Annotated in this window: 23 protein-coding genes; 6 read left to right on the top strand and 17 right to left on the bottom strand. The window is 69.9% G+C overall.

Features of this window, described 5'->3' with window-relative positions; all coding sequences use genetic code 11:
* Positions 1 to 20: 20 nt before the first annotated feature.
* On the top strand, positions 21 to 728 hold the full coding sequence (lepB, locus tag JNB_RS19215; RefSeq protein WP_237700716.1) for a signal peptidase I: 708 nt from the start codon (positions 21 to 23) through the stop codon (positions 726 to 728).
* An 18-nt stretch (positions 729 to 746) separates the two neighbouring features.
* On the opposite strand, the gene smc is transcribed toward lepB, so the two are convergent.
* The 3 genes from smc to JNB_RS19200 form a co-directional block, all read right to left on the bottom strand.
* A complete protein-coding gene (smc, locus tag JNB_RS19210; RefSeq protein ID WP_009778200.1) occupies positions 747 to 4,313 on the bottom strand; it encodes a chromosome segregation protein SMC in 3,567 nt (1,188 codons plus the stop codon).
* A gap of 129 nt (positions 4,314 to 4,442) precedes the next feature.
* A complete protein-coding gene (locus JNB_RS19205; RefSeq protein ID WP_009778199.1) occupies positions 4,443 to 4,730 on the bottom strand; it encodes a chorismate mutase in 288 nt (95 codons plus the stop codon).
* An 85-nt stretch (positions 4,731 to 4,815) separates the two neighbouring features.
* On the bottom strand, positions 4,816 to 5,139 hold the full coding sequence (locus JNB_RS19200; RefSeq protein ID WP_009778198.1) for an acylphosphatase: 324 nt from the start codon (positions 5,137 to 5,139) through the stop codon (positions 4,816 to 4,818).
* A gap of 74 nt (positions 5,140 to 5,213) precedes the next feature.
* Between JNB_RS19200 and JNB_RS19195 the strand changes: the two genes are divergently transcribed.
* Entirely contained in the window at positions 5,214 to 7,166 is a 1,953-nt protein-coding gene (locus JNB_RS19195) for an acyltransferase family protein (protein WP_009778197.1), read from the top strand.
* A gap of 34 nt (positions 7,167 to 7,200) precedes the next feature.
* Here JNB_RS19195 and JNB_RS19190 read toward each other — a convergent pair whose 3' ends face one another.
* The 10 genes from JNB_RS19190 to JNB_RS19145 all read right to left on the bottom strand — a co-directional run bounded on the left by JNB_RS19190 (position 7,201) and on the right by JNB_RS19145 (position 16,399).
* The gene (locus JNB_RS19190) at positions 7,201 to 7,920 is read right to left on the bottom strand and encodes an SGNH/GDSL hydrolase family protein (protein ID WP_009778196.1); all 720 of its coding nucleotides are present in this window, start codon (positions 7,918 to 7,920) and stop codon (positions 7,201 to 7,203) included.
* Between the two features lie 141 nt (positions 7,921 to 8,061).
* Positions 8,062 to 8,934, bottom strand: a complete 873-nt coding sequence (gene mutM, locus JNB_RS19185; protein WP_009778195.1) for a bifunctional DNA-formamidopyrimidine glycosylase/DNA-(apurinic or apyrimidinic site) lyase — start codon at positions 8,932 to 8,934, stop codon at positions 8,062 to 8,064.
* Positions 8,935 to 8,945: 11 nt separating this feature from the next.
* Entirely contained in the window at positions 8,946 to 9,719 is a 774-nt protein-coding gene (gene rnc, locus JNB_RS19180) for a ribonuclease III (RefSeq protein WP_050766652.1), read from the bottom strand.
* 11 nt (positions 9,720 to 9,730) lie between these two features.
* A complete protein-coding gene (gene rpmF / locus JNB_RS19175) occupies positions 9,731 to 9,925 on the bottom strand; it encodes a 50S ribosomal protein L32 (RefSeq protein WP_009778193.1) in 195 nt (64 codons plus the stop codon).
* 1 nt (position 9,926) lies between these two features.
* Positions 9,927 to 10,508, bottom strand: coding sequence for a DUF177 domain-containing protein (locus JNB_RS19170; RefSeq protein ID WP_040883993.1), 582 nt, complete (start codon positions 10,506 to 10,508; stop codon positions 9,927 to 9,929).
* A gap of 198 nt (positions 10,509 to 10,706) precedes the next feature.
* Positions 10,707 to 11,210 (bottom strand): pantetheine-phosphate adenylyltransferase, encoded by a 504-nt coding sequence (coaD, locus tag JNB_RS19165; RefSeq protein WP_009778191.1) that lies wholly within the window; start codon positions 11,208 to 11,210, stop codon positions 10,707 to 10,709.
* A 34-nt stretch (positions 11,211 to 11,244) separates the two neighbouring features.
* Positions 11,245 to 11,877 (bottom strand): hemerythrin domain-containing protein, encoded by a 633-nt coding sequence (locus tag JNB_RS19160; protein WP_009778190.1) that lies wholly within the window; start codon positions 11,875 to 11,877, stop codon positions 11,245 to 11,247.
* Between the two features lie 47 nt (positions 11,878 to 11,924).
* On the bottom strand, positions 11,925 to 12,473 hold the full coding sequence (rsmD, locus tag JNB_RS19155; protein ID WP_040883992.1) for a 16S rRNA (guanine(966)-N(2))-methyltransferase RsmD: 549 nt from the start codon (positions 12,471 to 12,473) through the stop codon (positions 11,925 to 11,927).
* A 1-nt stretch (position 12,474) separates the two neighbouring features.
* Positions 12,475 to 14,682, bottom strand: a complete 2,208-nt coding sequence (locus tag JNB_RS19150; RefSeq protein ID WP_009778188.1) for an ATP-dependent DNA helicase RecG — start codon at positions 14,680 to 14,682, stop codon at positions 12,475 to 12,477.
* A gap of 4 nt (positions 14,683 to 14,686) precedes the next feature.
* On the bottom strand, positions 14,687 to 16,399 hold the full coding sequence (locus tag JNB_RS19145; protein ID WP_009778187.1) for a DAK2 domain-containing protein: 1,713 nt from the start codon (positions 16,397 to 16,399) through the stop codon (positions 14,687 to 14,689).
* A gap of 167 nt (positions 16,400 to 16,566) precedes the next feature.
* On the opposite strand from JNB_RS19145, the gene rpmB reads away from it, so the two are divergent.
* Entirely contained in the window at positions 16,567 to 16,761 is a 195-nt protein-coding gene (rpmB, locus tag JNB_RS19140; protein WP_009778186.1) for a 50S ribosomal protein L28, read from the top strand.
* A gap of 95 nt (positions 16,762 to 16,856) precedes the next feature.
* Here rpmB and thiL read toward each other — a convergent pair whose 3' ends face one another.
* Positions 16,857 to 17,870 (bottom strand): thiamine-phosphate kinase, encoded by a 1,014-nt coding sequence (thiL, locus tag JNB_RS19135; protein WP_237700714.1) that lies wholly within the window; start codon positions 17,868 to 17,870, stop codon positions 16,857 to 16,859.
* A 175-nt stretch (positions 17,871 to 18,045) separates the two neighbouring features.
* On the opposite strand from thiL, the gene JNB_RS19130 reads away from it, so the two are divergent.
* Positions 18,046 to 18,279, top strand: coding sequence for an Lrp/AsnC ligand binding domain-containing protein (locus tag JNB_RS19130; RefSeq protein WP_009778184.1), 234 nt, complete (start codon positions 18,046 to 18,048; stop codon positions 18,277 to 18,279).
* 2 nt (positions 18,280 to 18,281) lie between these two features.
* A complete protein-coding gene (locus JNB_RS19125) occupies positions 18,282 to 18,737 on the top strand; it encodes a DUF3515 family protein (protein WP_237700712.1) in 456 nt (151 codons plus the stop codon).
* Positions 18,738 to 18,818: 81 nt separating this feature from the next.
* Here JNB_RS19125 and JNB_RS19120 read toward each other — a convergent pair whose 3' ends face one another.
* Positions 18,819 to 19,967 carry a D-alanine--D-alanine ligase family protein gene (locus tag JNB_RS19120; protein ID WP_009778182.1) on the bottom strand — a complete coding sequence of 383 codons (1,149 nt, stop codon included), beginning with the start codon at positions 19,965 to 19,967 and terminating at the stop codon, positions 18,819 to 18,821.
* 51 nt (positions 19,968 to 20,018) lie between these two features.
* Here JNB_RS19120 and JNB_RS19115 point away from each other — a divergent pair, with 51 nt between their 5' ends.
* Positions 20,019 to 21,095: a PLP-dependent aspartate aminotransferase family protein gene (locus JNB_RS19115; protein WP_009778181.1), complete on the top strand. Its 1,077-nt coding sequence runs from the start codon at positions 20,019 to 20,021 to the stop codon at positions 21,093 to 21,095.
* Here JNB_RS19115 and JNB_RS19110 read toward each other — a convergent pair.
* Positions 21,092 to 22,090 carry an NAD(P)H-dependent glycerol-3-phosphate dehydrogenase gene (locus JNB_RS19110; protein ID WP_009778180.1) on the bottom strand — a complete coding sequence of 333 codons (999 nt, stop codon included), beginning with the start codon at positions 22,088 to 22,090 and terminating at the stop codon, positions 21,092 to 21,094. The genes JNB_RS19115 and JNB_RS19110 overlap by 4 nt on opposite strands.
* Positions 22,087 to 22,917: a 1-acyl-sn-glycerol-3-phosphate acyltransferase gene (locus tag JNB_RS19105; protein WP_040883991.1), complete on the bottom strand. Its 831-nt coding sequence runs from the start codon at positions 22,915 to 22,917 to the stop codon at positions 22,087 to 22,089. The genes JNB_RS19110 and JNB_RS19105 overlap by 4 nt, the downstream gene beginning before the upstream one ends.
* Positions 22,918 to 22,922: the final 5 nt, after the last annotated feature.

Here is a 22,922-nt window from a genome sequence, read left to right as displayed (position 1 = left end):
CGCCGCGTAGGCTCTCACGCGTGACGGCGACGACTTCGGCAGGGGCCCCTCGACGGACCCGCCGAAGGCTTCCGGTGGGGTTCGAGATCCTGCTTGCCGTCCTGGCGGTTGCGCTCATCCAGACGTTCGTCGTCAAGCCGTTCGGGGTGCCGTCGCAGTCGATGGAGCAGACCCTGCGCATCGGTGACCGCATCATCGTCAACCGCACGAACTCCACGGTGGAGCGCGGCGACATCGTCGTCTTCTCCCACGGTGCGACCTGGCAGGAAGCCCAGCTTCCTGAGTCGCCCAACCCGCTCGTCAAGGCGGCGCGCAAGGTCGGTGACCTCACCGGGATCGGGCCGTCGAACACGGCATACACGGTCAAACGGGTCATCGGTCTCCCCGGCGACCTCGTGAAGTGCTGCGACGAGGACGGGCGGGTTCTCGTCAACGACAAGCCGCTCGTGGAGCCCTACATCTACCAGGACCACGCGTTCCGCACCCCCGAGCTCACGTGCGACACGACACCACGGTCCTCACGGTGCTTCCCTGAGATCCGGGTGCCCACCGATCGGCTGCTCGTCCTCGGCGACCACCGTTCGCAGTCCGCCGACTCCGTCGTCAACTGCCGGGGCGGCACGGTGGCCGAAGGGTGCGCGCGCTTCGTGCCGCTCAACCGCGTCGTGGGCCCGGTCGTGTTCCGGATCTGGCCGCTCGAGTCGTTTGGACGCGTCAACAACCACTGAGGCTCTCGCCCCGGAGCGTCAGGCGCTGGCGGCCACGTCGCGGATGCGCTGCGACACCACCGTCGTGATGCCGTCCCCGCGCATGCTCACGCCGTAGAGCGCGTCGGCGATCTCCATCGTCTTCTTCTGGTGGGTGATGACGATGAGCTGGCTGCTGTCACGCAGCTCCTCGAAGAGCGTGATGAGTCGGCCGAGGTTGGTGTCGTCGAGCGCCGCCTCGACCTCGTCCATGATGTAGAACGGGCTGGGCCGCGCCTTGAAGATCGAGACCAGGATGGCCACGGCAACGAGGGAGCGCTCGCCACCGGAGAGCAGTGAGAGGCGCTTGACCTTCTTGCCCGGTGGGCGCGCCTCGACCTCGATGCCGGTCGTGAGCATGTTGCTCGGGTCGGTGAGGATGAGCTGGCCCGCACCGCCGGGGAACAGTCGCTGGAAGACCTGCTCGAACTGCGCGGCCGTGTCGTGGAAGGCCTCGGTGAAGACCTGCTCGACGCGCTCGTCGACGGACTTGACGATGTCGAGGAGGTCGCGCTTGGAGTTCTTGAGGTCCTCGAGCTGCTCGGTGAGGAACTTGTGCCGCTCCTCGAGCGCCGCGAACTCCTCGAGCGCGAGCGGGTTGACCCGACCGAGGGCCGACAGTCCCCGCTCGGCCCGCCGCAGACGCTTCTCCTGCTCGTCGCGCACGAACGCCGACGGCATGGGCAGGTCGCCCTCGTGGTCGGGGCCGGCGATGAACGGGATGAGCTGGTGCGGCCCGAAGTCCTCCATGAGGACGTCGGGGTCGACCCCGAGCTCCTCGACGGCCTTGGCCTGCAGCTGCTCGATGCGGGCCAGCTGACGGGCCCGGGCGACCTCGTCGCGGTGGGCCGAGTCGGTGAGCTCACGCAGCTCGTCCTGGTGGGTGCCCATCTCGGTGCGCAGCGCGTGGACCGCGGCGTCGCGCTCGGTGCGCTGGCGCTCGGCGTCCTCACGCAGTCGAGCGGCGCGTTCCAGCGCGCTCGCCATGCGATCGGTGGCGTATGCCGCCGCGCGGCTGACTGCGTCGGCGATCGTCACCTCCCGACGACGTCGTTCCTGGCGCTGGCGCAGCTTCTCGCGGGCCTGGATCTCGTTGCGGGCGGCGCCTTCGAGCGAGTCGGCCCGACCCTTGAGGGAGCGGGCGCGCTCTTCGCGGGTGCGCAGGGTGAGGCGGAGCTCGGTCTCGGCGGTGCGGGCCCGGCTCGCGGCGAGCTCGAGGTCGTCGCGCTCGTCGGTGGAGGGCTCCTGCGACTCGGTCGGCTCGGCGCTCGCCTCTTCGAGACGGGCGGTCAGGGCTGCGAGTTCCAAGCGGTCGGTCTCGAGGGCCGCCTCGGCGTCGGCGACGGTCCGCTCGGTGCGCTCGACCTCGGCGCGACTCGTGCGGATCGTGGACTGCAGGCCGCCGAGCTGCTCGGCGACGGCGGCCATGCGGGCGTCACTGTCGTGGAGCGCCTCGAGGGCGGCTTCGACCCGCTCGGTGACCGCAGCGGCCTTCTCGCGCTCTGTGGCCAGACCGAATCGGGTCTGCTCGCTCTTGGTCGTGGCTGCGGCGACCGCCGCCTGGGCCTCCTCGAGGGCCGACTGGATCTCGAGGAGGGACTCGCCGGCGCTGGACCCACCGCGGACCCACCCCGGAGCGAAGACGTCGCCGTCCTCGGTGACGGCAGTGATGCCGTCCCCGCGTGCGACGAGGGCAAGGGCGTGTTCGGTGGTGGCCACGAGGGCGACGCGATCCAGCAGCTGCTCGACTGCGGGCAGGACGTCGGCCGGGGCGGAGACGACGTCTCGGGCCCAGACGCCGGAGCCGTCGAGGTCGGGCCAGGTGCTGGGGTTCGACGCACGCGCGGTGTCGCCGACGAGCAGCGTCGCCTGGCCCTGGTCGTCCTGCCGGAGGTGGTCGACGGCGCGGGCGGCCTGCTGCGCGGAACCGACGGCGAGCGCCTCGGAGGCCCAACCGAGGGCAGCGGCAACCGCGCCCTCGTGGCCCCCGGTCACCTGGAGCAGGGAGGCGACGGTGCCGACGATGCCGTGGCCTGCATCCGAGGCAGCGAGCAGGGCGGCGGCGCCATCCTTGCGGCGCAGGCTCAGGCCCAGGGCCTCGACGCGGGCAGCAGCGGACGAACGGTCGCGCTCGGCCTCGCGCTCGGCGTTCTCGAGGGCGGTGATGCGGCCCTCGAGCTCGGCGAGCTCCTCGGCGGCGGTCTCATAGGCGCTGTCGAGACCCTCTTCGCCTTCTTCGTCGTTGGCGACCGTGCCTTCGAGGCGTGCGAACGACTGCTCGGCCTCGGTGGCGCGGGCCTGAGAGGCCTCGATCACGCCACGCAAGCGACCGATCTCGGCCTCCCCCGCCTCGATGCGGCTGCGGCGGGCGCCGACCTGGCCGGCGAGCTTGGCCAAGCCTTCGCGCCGGTCGGCCGCGGCGCGGGCGAGACGTGACAAGCGATCCTGCTCCGCGGCATACGCCTTCTCTGCGTCTTCACGGGCGGCGACAGACGCGGTGAGCTGCTCGGCGGCGGTCGCGACCTCGGCAAGGAGCTTCTGTTCGGCCTCGCGGGCCTGGGCCGCCTGGGCGCGCAGCTCTTCGGGGTCGCGGCCGGTCGTCGTCTCGTCGACGTCGTCCTGGCTGAGAAGCCGAACGCGTTCGCGGGCGACGGAGGCCGTCGACTCGAGGCGGTCGCGCAGGGACTGGAGCTTGACGAACCTGTCCTGTGAGCGCCCGAGCTCGGGGGCGGCATCGGAGGCCTGGCGCTCGATCTCGGTGATGCGCGAGCGGTAGGACTCGAGGGCGTTCTCGACGGTGGTGCGGCGCTCGATGAGGGCGGTCTCGTCGGCGACCTCCTGCTCGAGCGTGGAGGTGAGCTGCACGAGGTCGTCGGCGAGCAGGCGCTGGCGCGCGTCGCGGGCCTCGGCCTGGATGACGGCGGCCTTGCGGGCGGCCTCGGCCTGACGACCGAGGGGGCCGAGCTGGCGACGGATCTCACCGGTGAGGTCGTGGACGCGGGTGAGGTTGGCCTCCATCGCGTCGAGCTTGCGGAGGGCGCGCTCCTTGCGCTTGCGGTGCTTGAGGACACCCGCGGCCTCCTCGATGAAGCCGCGGCGCTCCTCGGGGGTCGCACGCAGGACGGCATCGAGCTGTCCCTGTCCGACGATGACGTGCATCTCGCGGCCAATTCCGCTGTCGGACAACAGTTCCTGGATGTCGAGCAGACGGCTGGGCGTGCCGTTGATGGCGTACTCAGAGCCGCCGTTGCGGAACATCGTCCGGGTGATCGTCACCTCGGCGTAGTCGATGGGGAGCGCGCCGTCGGTGTTGTCGATCGTCAGGCTGACCTCGGCGCGACCCAGGGGCGGGCGGCCGGCGGTGCCGGCGAAGATGACGTCTTCCATCTTGCCGCCGCGCAGGGTCTTGGCACCCTGCTCCCCCATGACCCAGGCGAGGGCGTCGACGACGTTGGACTTGCCGGAGCCGTTGGGGCCCACGATGCAGGTGATTCCGGGCTCGAGGCGCATGGTCGTGGCCGAGGCGAAGGACTTGAACCCCTTGAGGGTCAGGCTCTTGACGTACACGCGATGACTCTCGGTTCCTCGGGGACAGCTGGTTGACCGCTCACTGTACCGGCGGGCCGGAGCACCGACGGGGAAGCAGAAGGGCCCCTGCGTTGCCTGTGACGAGAGTGGCGGATGTGACTGGCGGGGTCAGCCCTTGGCGATCGACTCGTGGTGGTGGATGACCTCGGCGATGACGAAGTTGATGAACTTCTCGGCGAACTCCGGGTCGAGACCGCTCTCGTCCGCCAGGCCGCGCAACCGCTGGATCTGACGCTCCTCGCGCGCAGGGTCCGCGGGCGGCATACCTTCGTCCGCCTTGAGCTCGCCGACCTGCTGGGTGCACTTGAAGCGCTCGGCGAGCAGGTGCACGAGAGCCGCGTCGATGTTGTCGATGCTCGAACGCAGGCGGGCCAGCTCCGGAGGGACGTCACTCATCTGCCCATCGTAGGAACGAACACCTCGCGCGGTCCCTGCGTCCCACGACCCGGTATGCCGGGTGCGCACCCTGAGCTCCCGGGCGTCACTTCTCGACGAAGCCGGTGAGATCCGCGCGCGGGGCGCTCTCGAGGGGCGTGGAGACCGAGACGACCTGGCCGGGGCGGTGCTTCGTCGAGGGCTGCTCGGCGAGGACGTCGAGGAAGCGCGCGATCGCCCCGCGTGGACCCTGGGCGACGACCTCGACCCGCCCGTCGGAGGTGTTGCGGGCGTGCCCGATCAGCCCCAACTCGAGTGCTCTGGCCCGGGTCCACCACCGGAAGCCCACGCCCTGCACCCTCCCCCGGACGTTCACGGTCACGCGGACGGGCTGCAGCCCATCGCCTGTGGGGTCGAGGCTCGTCTCCATGGGCGAGATGCTAGGTCCGTCACTCCCCAGCGCGCCTCCCTGACCCTGTCAGTGCCCGTCCATAGCCTGAGGACATGAGCGTGGAGAGCTCGCAGGCGGGACCCGGGGCGACGAGCGCGTCGACTCCCTCCCGCAGCGCAGAGTCGCGCCCGGCAGGTCGCCTGCCCGGGCTCGATGGTTTGCGCGCCATCGCGATCCTCGCCGTTCTCGCCTTCCACCTCGATCCGCGCTGGGTGCCCGGTGGGTTCCTCGGCGTCGACGTCTTCTTCGTCATCTCCGGCTTCCTCATCACGACCCTCCTCGTGCGCGAGCACGAGCGCAACGGACGCGTCGATCTGCGCGGATTCTGGACGCGTCGGGCCCGGCGCCTCCTGCCTGCCCTGCTCGTCCTTGTCCCGAGCACGATCCTCCTGGCGCGGCTCGTCGAGACCGATCTGCTCGTGGGCATCAGGCGCCAGGCCGTCGGTGCACTGACCTTCACGAGCAACTGGCTCGAGATCGGCGCCGGCTCCGACTACTTCCACAGCACCGCGCCGCAACTGCTGATGAACCTCTGGTCGCTCGCGGTCGAGGAGCAGTTCTACCTCGTCTGGCCGGTCGTCGCCCTCGTCCTGCTCCGGCTTGCGCCGTCGTCACGGGCGCGCGCCGGCGTCGCGGTCGCGCTCGCGCTGGGATCCGCCGTCCTCATGGCGAGCAGTTACGACCCGGCGATGGGCGCGACCCGCGTCTACTACGGCACGGACACCCACCTCATGGGTCTCATGCTCGGCGCGGCCCTCGCCTTCGCCTGGGCGGCACCTCACCGTGCCTGGACCTCGACGGCCACCTGGCAACGGGTTCGCGTCCCCGCCGTCGCGGTCGCCGGCCTGGTGCTCGTCGCGCTGGTGGCCCTGCTCGACGAGTCCACGCCGCTGACGTTCCGCGGAGGCATCCTGGCGGCCTCGCTCGCCACGACCGTTCTCGTTCTCGGCGTCGTGGAGCGCCCCACTCCCCTTCGTTCTGCCCTCGACCAGCCGGTCCTGCGGTGGATCGGCGAGCGGTCCTACGGTCTCTACCTCTGGCACTGGCCCGTGATCCTCATCGTCGAGGCCGACCTGCCGTGGGCCTCTCGCGGCGCCGACGACTACCTCTGGTCGCGCCTGTGGTGCGTGGTCGTCACGGCTGCCATTGCCGACCTGTCCTATCGCTTCATCGAGACTCCGGTCCGGAGCCGCGGCTTCCGCGGGTCCGCGGCTCACCTTCTCCACTCGATCCGCTACGCCGGCACCCGCACCGCTCGGGCGGTCTGGGCCGGGGTGGCCGTCCTCGCCATTGTGCTGACCGTGGTCCTCGTGACTGCCCCCACCCGGACCAGCGTCGAGAAGCTTCTCGATGCAAACGCCTCTGCCGCAACGGTCTCCGCGCCGGTGCCCACGTCGAAGCCCAACTCGTCAGCATCCCCGTCGTCCGGGTCGAAGTCCACCCCGGCCGCCAAGCCCGCCGCTCCCATCGCGCAATCGTGGGCGATGCCGACCGGCAACGAGATCGACGGATACGGCGACTCGATGATGGTGGGCAGCGTGCACGCCCTGCGCTACTACTTCCCCGGCATCCGCATGGACGCCCGCTCCAACCGTCAGTGGGCCGAGGGCCTCAAGGTCATCAGTGCCCGCGGCAACGCCAACCGTCGCGCCGTCGTCCTGGCCCTCGGCACCAACGCCGGCACGGACCTCGACCGGGCGCGGCAGACGCTCGATGCGCTCGGTCCCGATCGCATGGTCGTCCTCGTGACCCTCCACGGCCGGATCAGCCGGATCGCCGCGGACAACGCCGCCCTCAAGGAGCTCGCTGCTGGTCGCGACAACGTCGCCGTGGCCGACTGGGACTCCGCCCTCAACGGCACGACGGGCCAACTCCAGTCCGACGGGATCCACCCCTCCCTCATCGGTGCCCACCTCTACGCCAAGACCATCCGCCAGGCGTTCGCGGACCTGAGCACACGGCATACCGGCAAGGCCGTCACGCTCAAGGAGCTCCCGATCCCCTGACGGCCCGGGTCGGATCCCGCTGCGGGGGCTGAGGTCAGGGTGCGATCTTGGCCAGGATCAAGGCGTTGCGGGCGTCCCGCCCCAGCGGTGTGGTGTGCACACCGTCCGACAGGTACGCGCCTGGCCGGGACGCCTTCGCCCGGAGGAACCCCGACCAGTCCACGACCACGTTGACGCGTGCCGTGGTGACCGCAGTGTTGACCGACATCGAGTTGCGTAGGTCGTAGGTCTGCATCGTGGCCGGGACGCGGGTGCGCTTGACGTAGGTGTTGACCCACACGATCTTGGTGCCGGGTCCAACCAGCGCCCGCACCTTCGTCGCCGCAGAGCCGACGAAGGTGGGTCGGAAGATGTCGTTGGAACCAGTCGCCATGAGAAGGATTCTCGGGGAGCCCTGCCGTGCGACCCGGGCCGCGAGTCGATCCACGGCCGGCAACGTGGGCAGGCCGCCCTGCGCGTCCACGGCCGAAGGAACACCCTTCGCAGTGAGGCTCGCCGCGAGGTCGGCGTAGTCGGCCCGGGTGATCGAGTCGCCGTAGACCCACACCCCCGCCTTGGCGGCCTTGAAGGACGCATCGGTGGACGTGGTGCGCCCCAGGAGCTTCCAGTCCCCCAGGCTGCCGGAACCCGCTCCGGTGTACATCCGGTAGTGCGAGCCAGGCGTGATGGTGGTGGCCGAGGCCATCTCCGCCGGCGCGAGCGCCGCAGCGACTCCCCCGAGAGCCACGAGGCCAGCAAGCATGGACTTCTTCATCAAGTGATCTCCCCCGGTGTGGCTCTGCTGGGCCTTGCCGACCCGAGGGCACGACCGCGATTGCAACCCCCGCAGAACAGGGTACGCGCCGCGACGTGAGGCAGACCCACCATTGGCGACTTCTCGCCAGCTCGGGCCTGATCAGCTGTGGCGGGCTCCCCGCGGACGGGGTTGGCAGGTCGGGCACGAGAACGACGACCGGTTCATGAAGTGCTCGCGACGGATCGGGGTTCCGCACCGCGCACACGGCTCACCCTCCTGGCCGTAGGCGTGCAGGGAACGGTCAAAGTAGCCCGAGGCCCCGTTGACGTTGACATAGAGCGCGTCGAAGCTCGTCCCACCCTCGATGAGCGCGGCTGCCATGACCTCGCGGGCGTGGTCGAGGACGCGTGCGATCACCGGCTTCGTGAGACTGCTCGAGGGCCGCTCACCGTGGACCTTCGCCCGCCACAGGGCCTCGTCGGCGTAGATGTTCCCGATGCCCGAGACGACGCCCTGGTGAAGGATCATCCGCTTGATCGCACTGTCGCTGGCCTTGATCCGACGCACGACAGCCACTTGGTCATAGGCCAACTCGAAGGGGTCTGGCGCGATGTGTCGGATCTGGTGCGGCACGCCGTCGTCGGCCAGATCGTCGAGGGCGAAACCACCAAAGGTCCGTTGGTCGACGAACCGCAGTTCGGGATCGCCGTCGGCGAAGGTGAAGCGCGCGTGCAGGTGCTTCTCGTCCGGGGCGTCAGCCGCCTCGACGAGCAGTTGCCCGCTCATCCCGAGGTGTGCAATGAGGCCGTGGACCGGCTCTCCGTCGTGGCCAAGGACGAGCCAGAGGTACTTGCCGCGGCGGCGCGCCTGCGTGATGTCGAGCCCGACGATCCGCTCAGCAAGGTCGATCGGTCCCGGGACGTGGCGCCGGGCCACTCGCGCACCCGTGAAGGCGGCCGTGGCAATGCGGCGGCCGACGACGTGGTCGGCGAGTCCGCGACGGACGACCTCGACCTCGGGCAGCTCTGGCACGCTTCAGTCGCTCAGGACAGGTCGGGCAGGGGCGCGGTCGACAGGCCATCGCCGTGACGTTCGCGCAGGGTCTGCCAGGCCTGGGCGGCGGCCTGCTGCTCGGCGTCCTTCTTGGTGCGGCCGACGCCGGAGCCATGCTCCACGCCACCGACGAGGACGCGGGCGCTGAACGTCTTGGAGTGCTCGGGGCCGTCCTCCTCGAGGACGTACTCGACCGGGCCCGCTGAATGCAGGGCGCAGATCTCCTGCAGGCTCGTCTTCCAGTCCAGACCCGCGCCGAGGGTGGCCGACGACGCCATCAGCGGGTCGAGGAGGTGGTGCACGAGGTCACCGGCCGCGACGAGGCCGGCGCTGCAATAGGTCGCGCCGATGACGGCCTCGACCGTGTCGGCCAGGATCGAGTCCTTGTCGCGCCCACCCGTCGACTCCTCACCGCGACCGAGGTGGAGGTAGTCCCCCAGACCGAGGGTGCGACCGACGGCCGCGAGGGCACGCATGTTGACCACGGCGGCGCGCAGCTTCGCGAGCTGCCCTTCCGTGAGGTCGGGGTGGGTCACATAGAGCGAGTCGGTAACGACGAGCCCCAGGACCGAGTCGCCCAGGAACTCCAGACGCTCGTTGTGAGGAATGCCACCGGCTTCGTACGCATACGAGCGGTGCGTCAGGGCACGACCAAGCAGCGCCACGTCGATGTCTTCACCGGTCACCTCTTTGAGGTGTTGGTGAAGCTCAACGACGGGGCGCTGTGGCGTCTTGGCCACCGGGCCGTGCGAGCCCCTCCCCATGAGGAGTGGGATCAGCTCTGGTGCTCGGTGCGCTCGGCAACGCCGTAGTGGCGGCCGTTGTACGTCCCGCACGACGGGCACGCAACGTGCGGCTGCGTCGGGGCCTTGCACTGGGGGCACGAGGTCAGGGTGACCGGCGTGGCCTTCCAGTTGGCACGGCGGTGGCGCGTGTTGGAACGCGAAGTCTTCCGCTTCGGAACAGCCACGTCAGGTCCTATCTGAAGTCTGTGTCGTGGACGACTCGGACGCAAGGTCCGTGAGAGCCGCCCACCTGGGGTCGATCACGTCATGTGCGTGGTCCGGATCCTCCGCGAGGTGCATCCCACATTCGGAACACAACCCCGGGCAATCCGGGCGACACACGGGCTGGAACGGCAGTGCAGGCACCACCGAGTCCCGGAGCACCGCTTCGAGGTCGATCAGACCGTCCTCGACGAGGTACTCCTCGGCTGCTTCTTCGTCGCCCACCTCTTGGTGGTGAGCGTTGCGATCGGCGTAGGCGAACAATTCCTGGAAGTTCCCGGCCACATTGTGGCTGATGGGATCCAGGCACCGCACGCAGGCGCCGGTCGCCGTTCCTCGCACCGAACCAGTGACCAGCACTCCTTCGACAACGGACTCGAGCCGCACGTTGACCGCCAAGGGTTCCCCCTCAACAACGCGCAGCACCGCCGTGCCGAACTCAGCTGGTGCCCCGACCTCGCGAGAGAGCTCCGCCATCGAGCCGGGTCGCCGGCCGACCTCCTTGGTGTCGAGCACCAGAGGAGACCGAGGATCGAGACGAGTCATTGCCTTGCCTTGGTCGGGTGGTTCGGTCTTCGTCACGGCTGACGCAGACCGAAGATCAAAGGTACCGGAGGTGGTGCCACCTCCCCAAATGCACCCTTTCCGAGCCGAGCGTATGCCGCGTGCGCACCTTCCGTCTCTGTGCCCCGTGCGGACACGCCTTGCTGCTCGCCGTGTCCGTACGGGGCACGAAGACGGGAGTCATTCCTGCGCCAGGCGCTCCTTCAGAGCGGCGAGAACCTCGTCCGGGACGAGTCCGGAGACGTCGCCACCGAACTTCGCGACCTCCTTGACCAGCGAGCTCGACACGTGCTCGAACTGCGGGGCGCCGGGCAGGAAGACGGTCTCGACGCCGGTGAGGTGGCGGTTCATGAGCGCCATGGGCAGCTCGTAGGCGAAGTCGGTGCCGCCACGCAGGCCCTTGACGACGACATCGGCACCCACGTCACGGCATACGTCGACAAGAAGGCGACCCGCGAACGCCTCGACCCGCACGCGGTCGGCGACCACTGAAGGAAGGGCGCGCTCGATGAAGCCGATGCGCTCCTCCACGGAGAACGTGCCGCTCTTGGCCGGGTTGTGCAGCACCGCGGCGACGACCTCGTCGTAGAGCGCGGCCGCGCGCACGAGGACGTCGATGTGTCCGAGGGTGACCGGATCGTAGGACCCGGGGCACACCGCTCGCCTGATCTGCTGGTCGCTCACCTGCGCAACCCTACGTTCCGCGGCGGGCCCAACCTCAGTCCTTGGCCTTCTCCTTGGCGGCCTCTTCGACCTTCTTGGCCTCTTCCTTGGCCTGCTCCTCGATCTCCTCGGCCTGGTCACGGGCCGCTGGGGTCGCGATGACGCCCTCCTTCTCGGCGCGGTGAAGCAGGGCCTTCACCTGGTCGAGGCTGGCGCATCCCTGCTCGAGCAGCTCGTTGCGGCGCGTCGCCCAGGCGACGCCGAGCTCCTCACGAACCGTGACGGCCACGTCCTCGCGAGCCGGGTTGATGATCGTCTGCTCCTCCTCGTTGGTGTGGTGGTTGACCACGGTCGCCAGGTCCTCGAGGGCGGCGTCGTACTTCTCCGTGTCGGTGCCCTTGGCCTCGAGGAAGCCGACGATCGCCTCGGTGATCTCGGCGTGCTCCTCCTCGCCGTGCTCCTCCTCGTGCGCCCCGATCGCGCGCTTCTTGCGCAGGGTCGGGTAGACCTTCTCCTCCTCGGCCTCCGCGTGGGCGACGAGCAGCTCGGTCAGGGCCGAGCGCGCGGCCTCACGGTCGACGTCGTTGCGCCGTGCCGCCCGGAGGAGGTCTTCGAAGAGTCGGTGGTCGTCGAGGATGAGCTCGAGGACGTCACCACTGGTCGGACGGGGAATCTCAAAGTCGCTCATGACCCCATCCTTGCAGGTCAGGCTCCCTGTGGGAGCGGCGTGCTGGGTCAGTGCGTGGCGTACCAGATGACGGTCTCGCCGTACTTCTTGAGGCGTTCCGGCTCCAGCCCCTTCGGCCAGGTCGGCTCGGCGGAACGCTTCGACCGCTCGATGACGACGAGGGCGCCGTCGGCCAGCCAACTGCGCGTGGCCAAGGCCTCGAGATCGGCGGCGAGCGCCTCCTCGCTGAGGTCGTAGGGCGGGTCGAGGAAGACGAGGTCGAGCTCGCGCGGCGTGCCCGCGAGCGCTGACGCCACCGTCACCGGGAGCACGGTCGCCTTGAGCCCCAGTCGCCCGGCGTTGTCGCGGATGACGCCCGCAGCGGTCCGGTCGGACTCGACGAGGGTCACCTCCCCCGCACCACGACTGGCGGACTCCAGGCCCAGGGCGCCGGACCCGGCATACAGGTCGATGACCCGCGCACCCGAGAGCGCATCACGCGCCTGGAGGGCGGAGAAGAGCGCCTCGCGCACGCGGTCGCTCGTGGGCCTCGTGCCTTTGCCGGGAGGGGTTTTCAGCTCACGTCCGCCCGCCGTTCCGGCGATGATTCGGGTCACGTCAGCCTCGTTCCAGGTATGCCGCTTGCTCGGCGTCCACTCGTGCGTGGACCAGCTCGGCGAGTCGGGGATGTGCCCCCAGGTCCGGGTCGTCGGCGACGACGGCGAACGCGTCCTCGCGTGCTGCCTCGATGAGGTCCTCGTCCTCGAGGACGTGGAGGAACTGCAGCTGGGTGCGCTTGCCGTGCTGGGAGGACCCGAGGATGTCACCCTCGCGGCGCTGACGGAGGTCGATGCGGGCCAGCTCGAAACCATCGGTCGTGCCGGCGACGGCGTCGAGGCGTTCGTGCGGGGCGTCGGCGTCGCCACCGTGCACGAGCAGGCACAGGCCGGGGAGGCCACCACGGCCGACGCGACCACGGAGCTGGTGCAGCTGCGAGACACCGAAGCGATCGGCATCCATGACCACCATGACGCTGGCGTTGGGGACGTCGACACCGACCTCGATGACCGTCGTGGAGACGAGGACGTCAATGGCGCCCGACGCGAAGTCGCGCATGATCGCGTCCTTCTCGTCGGCGGGCAGGCGGCCGTGCAGGATCTCGATGCTGAGCCCCTCGAGCGCCGGGTTGGCCACGAGGTCGGCGTGGACACGGTGGACCGAGGCGAGCGGGCGAGGTGGCGGAGCGTCTCCCTCGGCGCCCTCGTCGGCGCCGTCACCATCGGAGTCGGGATCGCCGCCAGCGTCGGGCGCGAAGATCTCGGCGTCCTCGTCCGGCTCGTCGTCGTCGCCGATGCGCGGACACACGACGTAGGCCTGGCGCCCCAGGGCGACCTCCTCGGCGATGCGCACCCAGGTGCGCTGGAGCCAGCCGGGCTTGGCCTCGGGGACGACGTGGGTGGTGATGGGCGCTCGCCCCGCCGGCAGCTCACTCAGGGTCGAGGTCTCCATGTCACCGAAGACGGTCATGGCGACCGTGCGCGGGATCGGCGTGGCCGTCATGACGAGGACGTGTGGGGGCTGAGCAGCCTTGCCCCGCAACGCATCTCGCTGCTCGACGCCGAAGCGGTGCTGTTCGTCGACGACGACGAGGGCAAGATCCTGGAAGCTCACGTGCTCCTGGATGAGGGCATGTGTCCCGATGACGATCCCGGCGTCGCCACTGGCGATGTCGAGCATCGCCTTGCGGCGTGACTGGGTCGACATGCTGCCGGTGAGCAGGGTGACCCTGGTGCCGATGTCGCTGCCGCCGAGCATGCCGCCCTCGGCGAGGTCGCCGAGCATCGTGGTGATCGAGCGGTGGTGCTGCGACGCGAGGACCTCGGTGGGGGCAAGGAGGGCGGCCTGTCCCCCGGCGTCGACTGCCGCCAGCATCGCGCGCACGGCGATGACGGTCTTGCCCGAGCCGACCTCTCCCTGGAGGAGTCGGTGCATGGGGACGTCGCGGGCCATCTCCGTCGCAAGGGTCTCGCCGATGTCGACCTGGCCGGCCGTGAGGGTGAAGGGCAACCGCTGGTCGAAGGCGTCGAGCAGCCCACCGGGGCGGGGCACTCTCGCCAGCGTCGACTCCTTGGCCTGACGCGCCCGACGCTGCGCAAGGGCGACCTGGAGGATCAGGGCCTCCTCGTAGGACATGCGCTTTTCCGCCGCGTCGATCTCGGCTCGCGAGTCCGGCGTGTGGATACCCCGCAGGGCAGCCATCCGGTCCACGAGATCGCGACGGTCGAGAACGTCCTCGGGAATCGCCTCGGGCGACTCGTCCAGCAGGTCGAGGACCATCCGGACGCACTCGGTCACCGTCCACGTGTGGAGGTTGCCGACGGCCTTGTAGATCGGGATGAGGTTGCGCCGGTCGCCGCGGTCGAAGTCGCTCAGCAGTGAATACCCGGGGTGCGCGAGCTGGAGTTTGTTGTTGAACGCCGACACCTTGCCCGCGAACAGCGCTCGTGCGCCGGGGACGAGCTTGCCCTCGTGTCCATGCGAGGAGAAGAAGGTGATCTCGAGGTCCTTGGAGCCGTCGGTGATGACGGCCTGGAGCATGCGTCCGCGCCGGTTCTTCATCGACCGCGTGGTCGCCGTCTTCACCTCTGCGACGGCGACGATGTAGGACCCGATGCGGGCGGCCGCGAGGTTGCTCTCGGGCGACTGGTAGCGCCGGGGCCAGTAGGCCAGGAGGTCGCCCACGGTCTCGATCCCGCGAGCGTCCTTGAACTTCTTCGCCTCGCGCTTGTCCAGAACCTTGGTGAGCGGAGTCGACTCGTCGTACACCGGGCTACTCCACCCCCACGAGGAGCGGGTAGACCTGCTGGCCACCGTCGATGCGGACGACCTCGACCTCGGCATGGTTCTTGCCCAGGCTCTCCTCGACGGCATCGATGAAGGCCGGGTCGGCGTCGGCGCCGGAGACGAGGGTGACGAGCTCGCCGCCACCGGACAACAGGCGATCCAGAACCTCGACGGCTGTGGCCGTGAGGTCGTCGCCGATGAGGGCCACGTCGCCGCTCACGATGCCGAGGATGTCGCCGACGGACACCGAACCGGCCCAGGTGAGCACCTCACGCGACGCGATCGACACGGCGCCGTGACGAGTCGCCACCGCTGCTCCGGTCATGCCGATGGCGTTCTCGCGCAGGCCCTTGTCGAAGTCGACGACGGCCAGGGCCGCGAGGCCCTGGACGGCGGTGCGCGCCGGGATGATCGCGGTGTCGATGCCGTCGTCGGTTGCTGCCCGGCAGGCCACCTCGGCGGCCATGAGCGTGTCCTTGTCGTTGGGCAGCACGACGACCGAGGCCGCGCCCGTGCGGCGGATGGCGTCGAGGAGCTGCCCCGCCGAGGCCCTCGCTCCGGGAGCGCTCGACACGACGGTCGCCCCGGCCTGCGTGAGGATCGAGGCCATGCCCGGCCCTGCGGCGCACGCCACGACGGCGAACTGCTGCGGCTCCCGGGCCGAGATCTGCGTGGCGAAGTGCGTGACCTTGATGCGGTGCGGGCGACCGGCCAGGATGCCGGCCTCGACGGCGGCACCGACGTCGTCGACGTGAACGTGGACGTTCCAGAGGTCCGGTCCCCCGACGACGAGGAGCGAGTCGCCCAGGCCGTCGAGCGCGGTCCGCATCATCGCGACCCGGCCGACGTCACTGTCATCGAGCAGGAACATCACCTCGAAGGCCGGGCCGTCGAGCCCGGCGGCGGGAGTGTCGAGAGGGTCATGGCCGTCCGGGGAGCGCGGAACGCCGCCACCACCCGCGGGCTGGGAGCCGTCGGCGGACGCCTCCGCGTGCCAGGACGCCCGCGGCACGAGGTCCTCGGATGCGTGGTTCAACGTGCCCGACTCGCTGGTCCAGTCGCCGGTCAGCGCGCGGTGCAGCGCCTCGATCATGAGCAGGCAGCCGGCCCCACCGGCGTCAACGACGCCGGCCTGAGCGAGCGCCGGCAGCTGTTCGGGCGTGCGGGCCAGAGCGGTCTCGGCAGCGGCGACGGCCGATCCGGCGACCTCGGCGGCGTCCCCGCCCCCGTCGGCACTGGCGCGAGCGGCCTCGGCGATCGCGTCCGCGACGCTGAGGATCGTGCCCTCCTGAGGATGGGCGACGCTGGCACGGGCCAGCTCGGCGCCGCGCGTGACAGCCCGGGCCAGGGCGGCCCCGTCGACCTCGTCAAGTTCCTCCTCGACGATGACGTGGCTGATGCCGGCGACGAGCTGACTGACGATGACCCCGGAGTTGCCGCGCGCCGACATGAGCATGGCGCGGGCGAGGTCGCGGGCCTCGTCGACGAGGGTGGCCGTACCGATCGTGCCCTGCGCGCCGTGGAGGCGGTTGAGCTCGTTGATCGCGGTGTCCATCGTGAGATAGAGGTTGGTGCCGGTGTCACCGTCGGGAACCGGGAAGACGTTGAGCGCGTCGATCTCCGTGCGGCGCAGCGCGAACGCGGCTCGGGTGAGAGCTGCCCAGAGGCGGGCTCCATCGGCATCGAGAACGGCAGGCACGGTGGCAGGCTATCGGGCGTGCCCGGCTCGTTTTGGAGCCACACCCGAACTCGGCTACGCTTTGACGGTTCCGCGTGAGCCCCATATGGGGCGGGCACCGGAATCCACTGACCTGAGGCGGCTGGCATTCCAGCCGTTTCGTATGACACGACTCAAGGAGATCCACCGTGGCTGCCAACTGCGATGTCTGCGGCAAGGGACCCGGCTTCGGCCACAGCATTTCGCACTCGCACCGCCGCACCAAGCGTCGCTGGAACCCCAACATCCAGCGCGTGAAGGCCCTCGTCGGTGACAAGGGTGTGACCCCGAAGCGGCTCAACGTGTGCACTTCCTGCCTCAAGGCCGGCAAGGTCAAGCGCTGACCCCTTAGCTGTATCCCGAAAGGGCGCCCTCCATTCGGACGGCGCCCTTTCGCATGCCCAGCGTGACCGGGGAAGAAGACATCGGGGTATGCCGGTCAGCCGGCGAAGTGGTCCCAGCCCGTTACGCTCGGCACGGCTCCACCGACGGTGAGCCGCGGCCCCTGCGGTCCGGCCTCCACGACCTGCCCGATGACCGTCCAGGGCGCGTGCGGGTCATCCGGCACCGCATCGGCAGGGAAGGTCGCGAGGAGCGAGTGCTCCTCTCCCCCGGACAGCACCTGACGCCAGCCGACGTCCTCCCCGACCGCGAGCTCGATGGGGCCGGCGAGGAAGTGCTCACGCAGCTGCGCCTCGTCGAGGGCCAGCTCGACGCCGCTGGCGACGGCGATCCGTCCGCCATCGCGCACGAGCCCGTCGGAGAGGTCGATCATCGACGTCGCACCGGCATCGGCGGCGACGGGCCCGGACTCCCACGGGGGTCGGGGCGAGCGGTGGAACCACATGAGCACCGACGTGGCGCGCTCCCTGGCCGTGAGGTGACCGGCCCCGGCGTCCGGCGCGATGGGGTCCGGCGTTCCTGCCTCGTAGAGCGCCAGTCCTGCTCCGGACCAGCCGAGCGACCCTGCGACCGCGACGACGTCTCCCGGTCGGGCACCCGACCGCAGGACCGGCATACGCCCCTGGAGGTCCCCGAACGCCGTCACCGCCACCAGGACGACCCCAGCAGGCGCAGACGACAGGTCGCCGCCCACGACGGGACAGCCCGCGTCCTCGGCCGCGTCGGCGATCCCGCGGGTGAGGTCGATGACCCAGTCGAGCTCGGTCTCGGGATCGGCGGCGACGGACACGAGCAGGCCGGTCGCGACCGCGCCCATCGCGGCGACGTCGGCGACGTTCTGCGCGACGACCTTGAGGCCGACGTCGTGGCCACTGGACCAGTCGTCGCGCCAGTCCCGACCGCGAACCATGGAGTCGGTGGTGACGACGACGGACTCGCGTGCCGTGATCACGGCGGCGTCGTCACCGGGTGCCACGAGCACTCCGGAACCAGCAAAGGGGCTCTCCCCGAACATCGGGATGATCCGTGCGAGGAGATCGGACTCGCTCACCGAACCGATCGTCGTGTGCGCGACCACACGGCCACCTCCTGAACCACCCGAGACTTGCGGACCATCGGCACGGTACCGTGCAGACACCATCGCCTCGGCGACGGTCGACCGAGACTCAGAAAGACTCAGGCGGAGCGGCGCACAGAGCCTCTCCCTGACAGTGAGGTGACACCCAGTGGTCCAGGCCTACATCCTGATTCAGACCGAAGTCGGTCGCGCAGCAGCCGTGGCGACCGCGATCGCAGCGATCCCGGGAGTGGCCCTCGCCGAGGACGTCACCGGCCCCTATGACTGCATCGCGCGCGTCGAGGCCGAGACGGTCGACGAGCTCGGCAAGCTCGTCATCGCCAAGATCCAAGAGGTCGAGGGCATCACTCGTACCCTCACCTGCACGGTGGTTCACGTCTGACCGTGACATCACGCAGGCACTTGACGACGGCGGTGGCGCTCGGCGCCACCGCCGTCGTCGTGCTCTCCGGGTGTTCGTCAGCCGTCGAGATCGAGCCGGCTTCCCAAGCAACGAGCGGCGTATGCCGTGAGGTCACCTCTGTCTGGCCGGCGAAGGTTGGCGGCAACGCCCGACGGGACGTGTCGGACGCGAGCGCCGGTGCGGCATACGGGGATCCGGCGATCATCGCGCGGTGCGGCGTCCCGGCCCTGGCTCCCACGACGGAGGACTGCATCGAGGTCGACGGCATGGGGTGGGTCGCTGAGAAGCTCAGCGACGGGACCCGCTTCACGACGTTCGGGCGGGACCCGGCGCTCGAGGTACTCATCCCCAGTGACTACGCGCCGGAGCCTCTGCTGCTCCCGGCCTTCACCAAGGCTGCCGAGAAGCTCCCCAAGAACTCCCTCGCCTGCAGCTGAAACCCCGACTTATTGCGCATTCCGACGCTCGTCGCTGCGCTCCTCACCGTCGGAATGCGCAATAAGTCGGGAAAAGGGCAGTCAGCGCAGGCCGACGCGGCGCTCCATCGCGAGCGCGATGAGCTCGTCGATGAGCTGTGGATAGGTCAGGCCGGCGGCCGCCCACATGCGGGGATACATCGAGCTCGGGGTGAAGCCGGGCATCGTGTTGATCTCGTTGATCAGCAGGTCGCCGGTGTCGGTGAGGAAGAAGTCGCAACGGGCGAGCCCTTCGCACCCCGCCGCCGTGAAGGCGATGACAGCCATCTGCGCAATCTGCTCAGCGATGTCCGGCGCGACGTCGGCCGGGGCCTCGAGCCGGATGTCGTCGTCGGCGAGGTACTTCGCCTCGAAGTCGTAGAACGCGTGACCCTTGACGACGATGCACTCGCCGAGGGGACTGGTGCGCGGCGCGTCGGTGCCGTGGCCGTCGAGGACACCGCACTCGATCTCGCGCCCGACGATGCCCTGCTCGACGATGACCTTGGGGTCGTGCTCGCGGGCGGCCTCGACTGCAGCGCGCAGTCCGTCGGGTGAGTCCACCTTGCTGATGCCCATGCTCGAGCCGGCGCGGGCGGGCTTGACGAAGACAGGGAACTCCAGGGCCCCGACAGCGTCGAGAGCCGCCTCGGGATCGCGCAGCCACTCTCGGTCGGTGATGACGGTGTACGGACCCACGGGCAGTCCGGCGGCCGCAAAGACGACCTTCATCATGTGCTTGTCCATCATCACCGCGGACGCCGTGACGCCGGAGCCGACATATCGCACGTCGGCGAGGTCGAGCATCCCTTGGATGGTGCCGTCCTCACCGAAGGGGCCGTGGAGCAACGGGAAGACGACGTCGACCTCATTGAGCTCGCGCGGCGCCGCACCCGGCTCGTGGACGATGAGGTGCCGCGCGGTCGCGCTGGTGGGCACGAGGACGCTCGGGCCGGACGCATCGACCTCGGGGATGTGACCGGGCGCGAGGCGCAGCGGTTCCGGGTCGTTGGGGGCGAGCACCCAGCTGCCGTCCTTGGCGATGCCGATGGGGATGACGTCGTAGCGCTCCGGGTCGAGCGCCGACATGACGCTCGCGGCCGTGGCGCACGAGACGGCGTGCTCGGAGGAGCGGCCTCCGAAGACGAGAGCGACGCGCAGGCGGCGCGGCGCGTCGGTGGGGGCAGCTGTCGGCGTGAGATCGGAGTTCATCGCCTTGGACCCTATCCCGCAGCGGTGGGCACACGGCATACGCTCGCCTGCGTGGATCCCGAAGAGTTGAGCCCTGCCACCCGCGTCGTCTCACTGGGGCGCGTCGCGCGCGAGCCCGGCGAACAGGTCGGCGCGCCGCTGACCTTCACCTCGACCTACCACGCGGACGGGGCGGTCAACTATGCCCGCTCGGGCAACCCGACGTGGACGGCCTTCGAGGAGGCTCTCGGCTCGCTCGAGGGCGGGGAGGCCCTCGTCTTCGCGTCAGGAATGGCCGCCGTGGCCGCAGCTCTCTCACTCGTGCCGCACGGTGGGAGGGTCGTGGTGCCGACTGCGGCCTACAACGGCACCCTCGTGACCCTCACTGACCGGGCCGAAGCCGGCGAGGTGGAAGTCGCCGCCGTCGACATCACCGATACGGCAACCGTGGTGGCGGCGCTCGACGGCGCCGCGATGCTCTGGATCGAGTCCCCGACCAACCCGTTGCTCGACGTCGCGGATGTGGAGGCACTGGCCCAGGCCGCCCGGGACCGCGATGTCCTCGTCGTCGTCGACAACACGTTCGCCACCCCGTTGCTGCAGCAACCGCTCGCCCTTGGCGCCGACGTCGTCGTGCACTCCGCGACGAAGTACCTGTCCGGCCACAGCGACCTCCTGCTCGGCGCCACCGTGACGGCGGGCACCGAGGTGGGCCAGGCCCTGTGCGGACGCCTGCGCCGCCACCGGCAGCTCCAGGGAGCCATCGCCGGGCCGATGGAGACGTGGCTGGCACTGCGCGGCCTGCGCACCCTGTCGGTGCGGCTCGAGCGCGCCTGCGCCAACGCCGCAGTGCTCGCGACCCGTCTCGCCGAGCACGCCGGGGTCGAGAGGGTGCGCTACCCCGGGTTCGGGGCGATGGTCTCCATCGACGTCGCGGGCGATGCGGACGCCGCCGAACGCGTGGCCGCCTCAACGCAGCTGTGGGTCCACTCGACGAGCCTCGGTGGCGTCGAGAGTCAGCTCGAGCGCCGCCGACGTCAGCCCGGTGAGCCCGAGGTCGTGCCCGAGAACCTGTTGCGGCTCTCGGTCGGCATCGAGGACGTCGAGGACCTCTGGCGCGACCTCGACGCCGCGCTGGGCGCGATCTAGCCGGTCTCGGCCTTGCGGGGGCGCGAGAGCAGCGCCTCGACGACCTCCTGGGCCGACCTGCCCTCGGTGATCATCGCGTTGACCTGCTCGATGATCGGCACGTCGACACCATGATGACGGGCCAGGTCGAGGATGGACGTGCACGACTTCACGCCCTCGGCGGTCTGGTTCGTCACGGCGATGACCTCGTCCACCGTCATGCCCTGCCCGAGGCGCACGCCGAAGCTGTGGTTGCGCGACAACGGCGACATGCACGTCGCGATGAGGTCGCCCACGCCAGCAAGACCGGCGAACGTGCGCGAGTCACCACCCAGGGCCAGCCCCAGACGCGTGGTCTCGGCCAGTCCGCGCGTGATGATCGACGACTTGGAGTTGTCACCCATCCCGAGGCCCTCGGCCATGCCGACGGCGAGCGCGATGACGTTCTTGGTCGCCCCGGCGATCTCGGTCCCGACGACGTCCGTGCCGGTGTAGGGACGGAAGTATGCCGCGGCGCACGCGTCCGCGACCCGCTGGGCCACCTGCTCGTCGGCCGCAGCGACCACACTGGCGGCCGGCTGCTTCACGGCGATCTCGCGGGCGAGGTTGGGGCCGGAGACGACGACGATGCGACCGATGTCGACGCCACCTGCGTCGGCGATGACCTCGCTCATGCGCTGGGTCGTGCCGAGCTCGACGCCCTTCATCAGGGAGACCACGGCAGCGCTGCTGGGCAGCGCGGAGCCCCAGGAACCCAGGTTGGCTCGCAAGGTCTGTGACGGGACGGCCAGGACCACGATGTCGGCTCCGGACGCTGCCTCTTCGGGGTCGATCGACGCCGAGATCCGTTGCGGCAGGGGCAGCTCGGGGAGGTACTCGTCGTTGCAGCCCGCGTTGATGGCGTCGACCACCTCGCCCCGTCGGCCCCACATCGTCACGTCAGTGCCAGCATCGGCGAGGACGGCCGCAAAGGCGGTTCCCCAGCTACCGGTGCCGAACACGGCTGCTTTCGTCACGCGTCGTCCTCCACTTTGTCGGGGTGGTCGTCGGCCCATTGTGGGGGCTGTTCACGCTCACGGGGGCCTGAACGCTCGGTTGGCTTCGCGGCACGGGGACGACCGGTGACGGTGATCCCCTGCTCGCGTGGGTCGAAGCGGCCAGCTGGCGCCGTGTCACCCCTGAGTTCCTCGACTCCCCGCGTGAGGGCAGCCATGATGCGCTCCGTCGCATCGGCCAGGACCTCGGTGGTCACGGGTTGGTCATAGAGGTCGGAGAGGTCGACCGGGGTGCCCGCGCGGACCTGCATCGTGTGCCGTGGCAGGACACTCGGACGGTGACCGTAGGGAGCGAGGACCTGCTGGGCTCCCCACTGGGCAATCGGGATGATCGGACACCGGGTCTCGAGCGCGATCCTCGCCGCACCTGTCTTGCCGCGCATCGGCCAGAGATTGGGCTCGCGCGTGACGGTTCCCTCGGGATAGATCGCGATGCACTTGCCCTCACCCACGGCCTCGACCGCGGCGCGATAGGCATCCGATGCCTGACCGGTCTCGCGATAGACGGGGATCTGCTCGGCGCCTCGCAGGATCGCCCCGATGAGGGGGATCCTGAAGACCTCGACCTTGCCCAGGAAGTGCGGCACGATCCCGGAGTCGTTGAGGAAGTGGGCGAAGATGAACGGGTCGACGTGCGAGACGTGGTTCGACACCGCGACGAAACCTCGCCCCCGCGGCAGGTTCTCGGCGCCCGACCACTCCCGCTTGGTGAGTGACATGAGCAGTGGCCGTAGGACGGAGACCGCGAACCGGTATGCCGGTGGAGAGTGGCGTGGTCCGATCCTCATGCAGG

The organism is Janibacter sp. HTCC2649 (assembly GCF_000152705.1).
Classification (GTDB): Bacteria; Actinomycetota; Actinomycetes; order Actinomycetales; family Dermatophilaceae; genus Knoellia.
This window is presented reverse-complemented; position numbering and strand designations above follow the sequence as displayed.

Coding starts and splice junctions, on each gene's coding strand:
- JNB_RS19160 (WP_009778190.1), bottom strand. CDS start 11,877: ATGAGCGACTTTGAGATTCCCCGTCCGACCAGTGGTGACGTCCTCGAG.
- JNB_RS19105 (WP_040883991.1), bottom strand. CDS start 22,917: ATGAGGATCGGACCACGCCACTCTCCACCGGCATACCGGTTCGCGGTC.
- JNB_RS19170 (WP_040883993.1), bottom strand. CDS start 10,508: ATGACTCGTCTCGATCCTCGGTCTCCTCTGGTGCTCGACACCAAGGAG.
- JNB_RS19205 (WP_009778199.1), bottom strand. CDS start 4,730: ATGAGTGACGTCCCTCCGGAGCTGGCCCGCCTGCGTTCGAGCATCGAC.
- JNB_RS19200 (WP_009778198.1), bottom strand. CDS start 5,139: ATGGAGACGAGCCTCGACCCCACAGGCGATGGGCTGCAGCCCGTCCGC.
- JNB_RS19120 (WP_009778182.1), bottom strand. CDS start 19,967: ATGAACTCCGATCTCACGCCGACAGCTGCCCCCACCGACGCGCCGCGC.
- JNB_RS19190 (WP_009778196.1), bottom strand. CDS start 7,920: ATGAAGAAGTCCATGCTTGCTGGCCTCGTGGCTCTCGGGGGAGTCGCT.
- rnc (WP_050766652.1), bottom strand. CDS start 9,719: ATGGGGAGGGGCTCGCACGGCCCGGTGGCCAAGACGCCACAGCGCCCC.
- JNB_RS19195 (WP_009778197.1), top strand. CDS start 5,214: ATGAGCGTGGAGAGCTCGCAGGCGGGACCCGGGGCGACGAGCGCGTCG.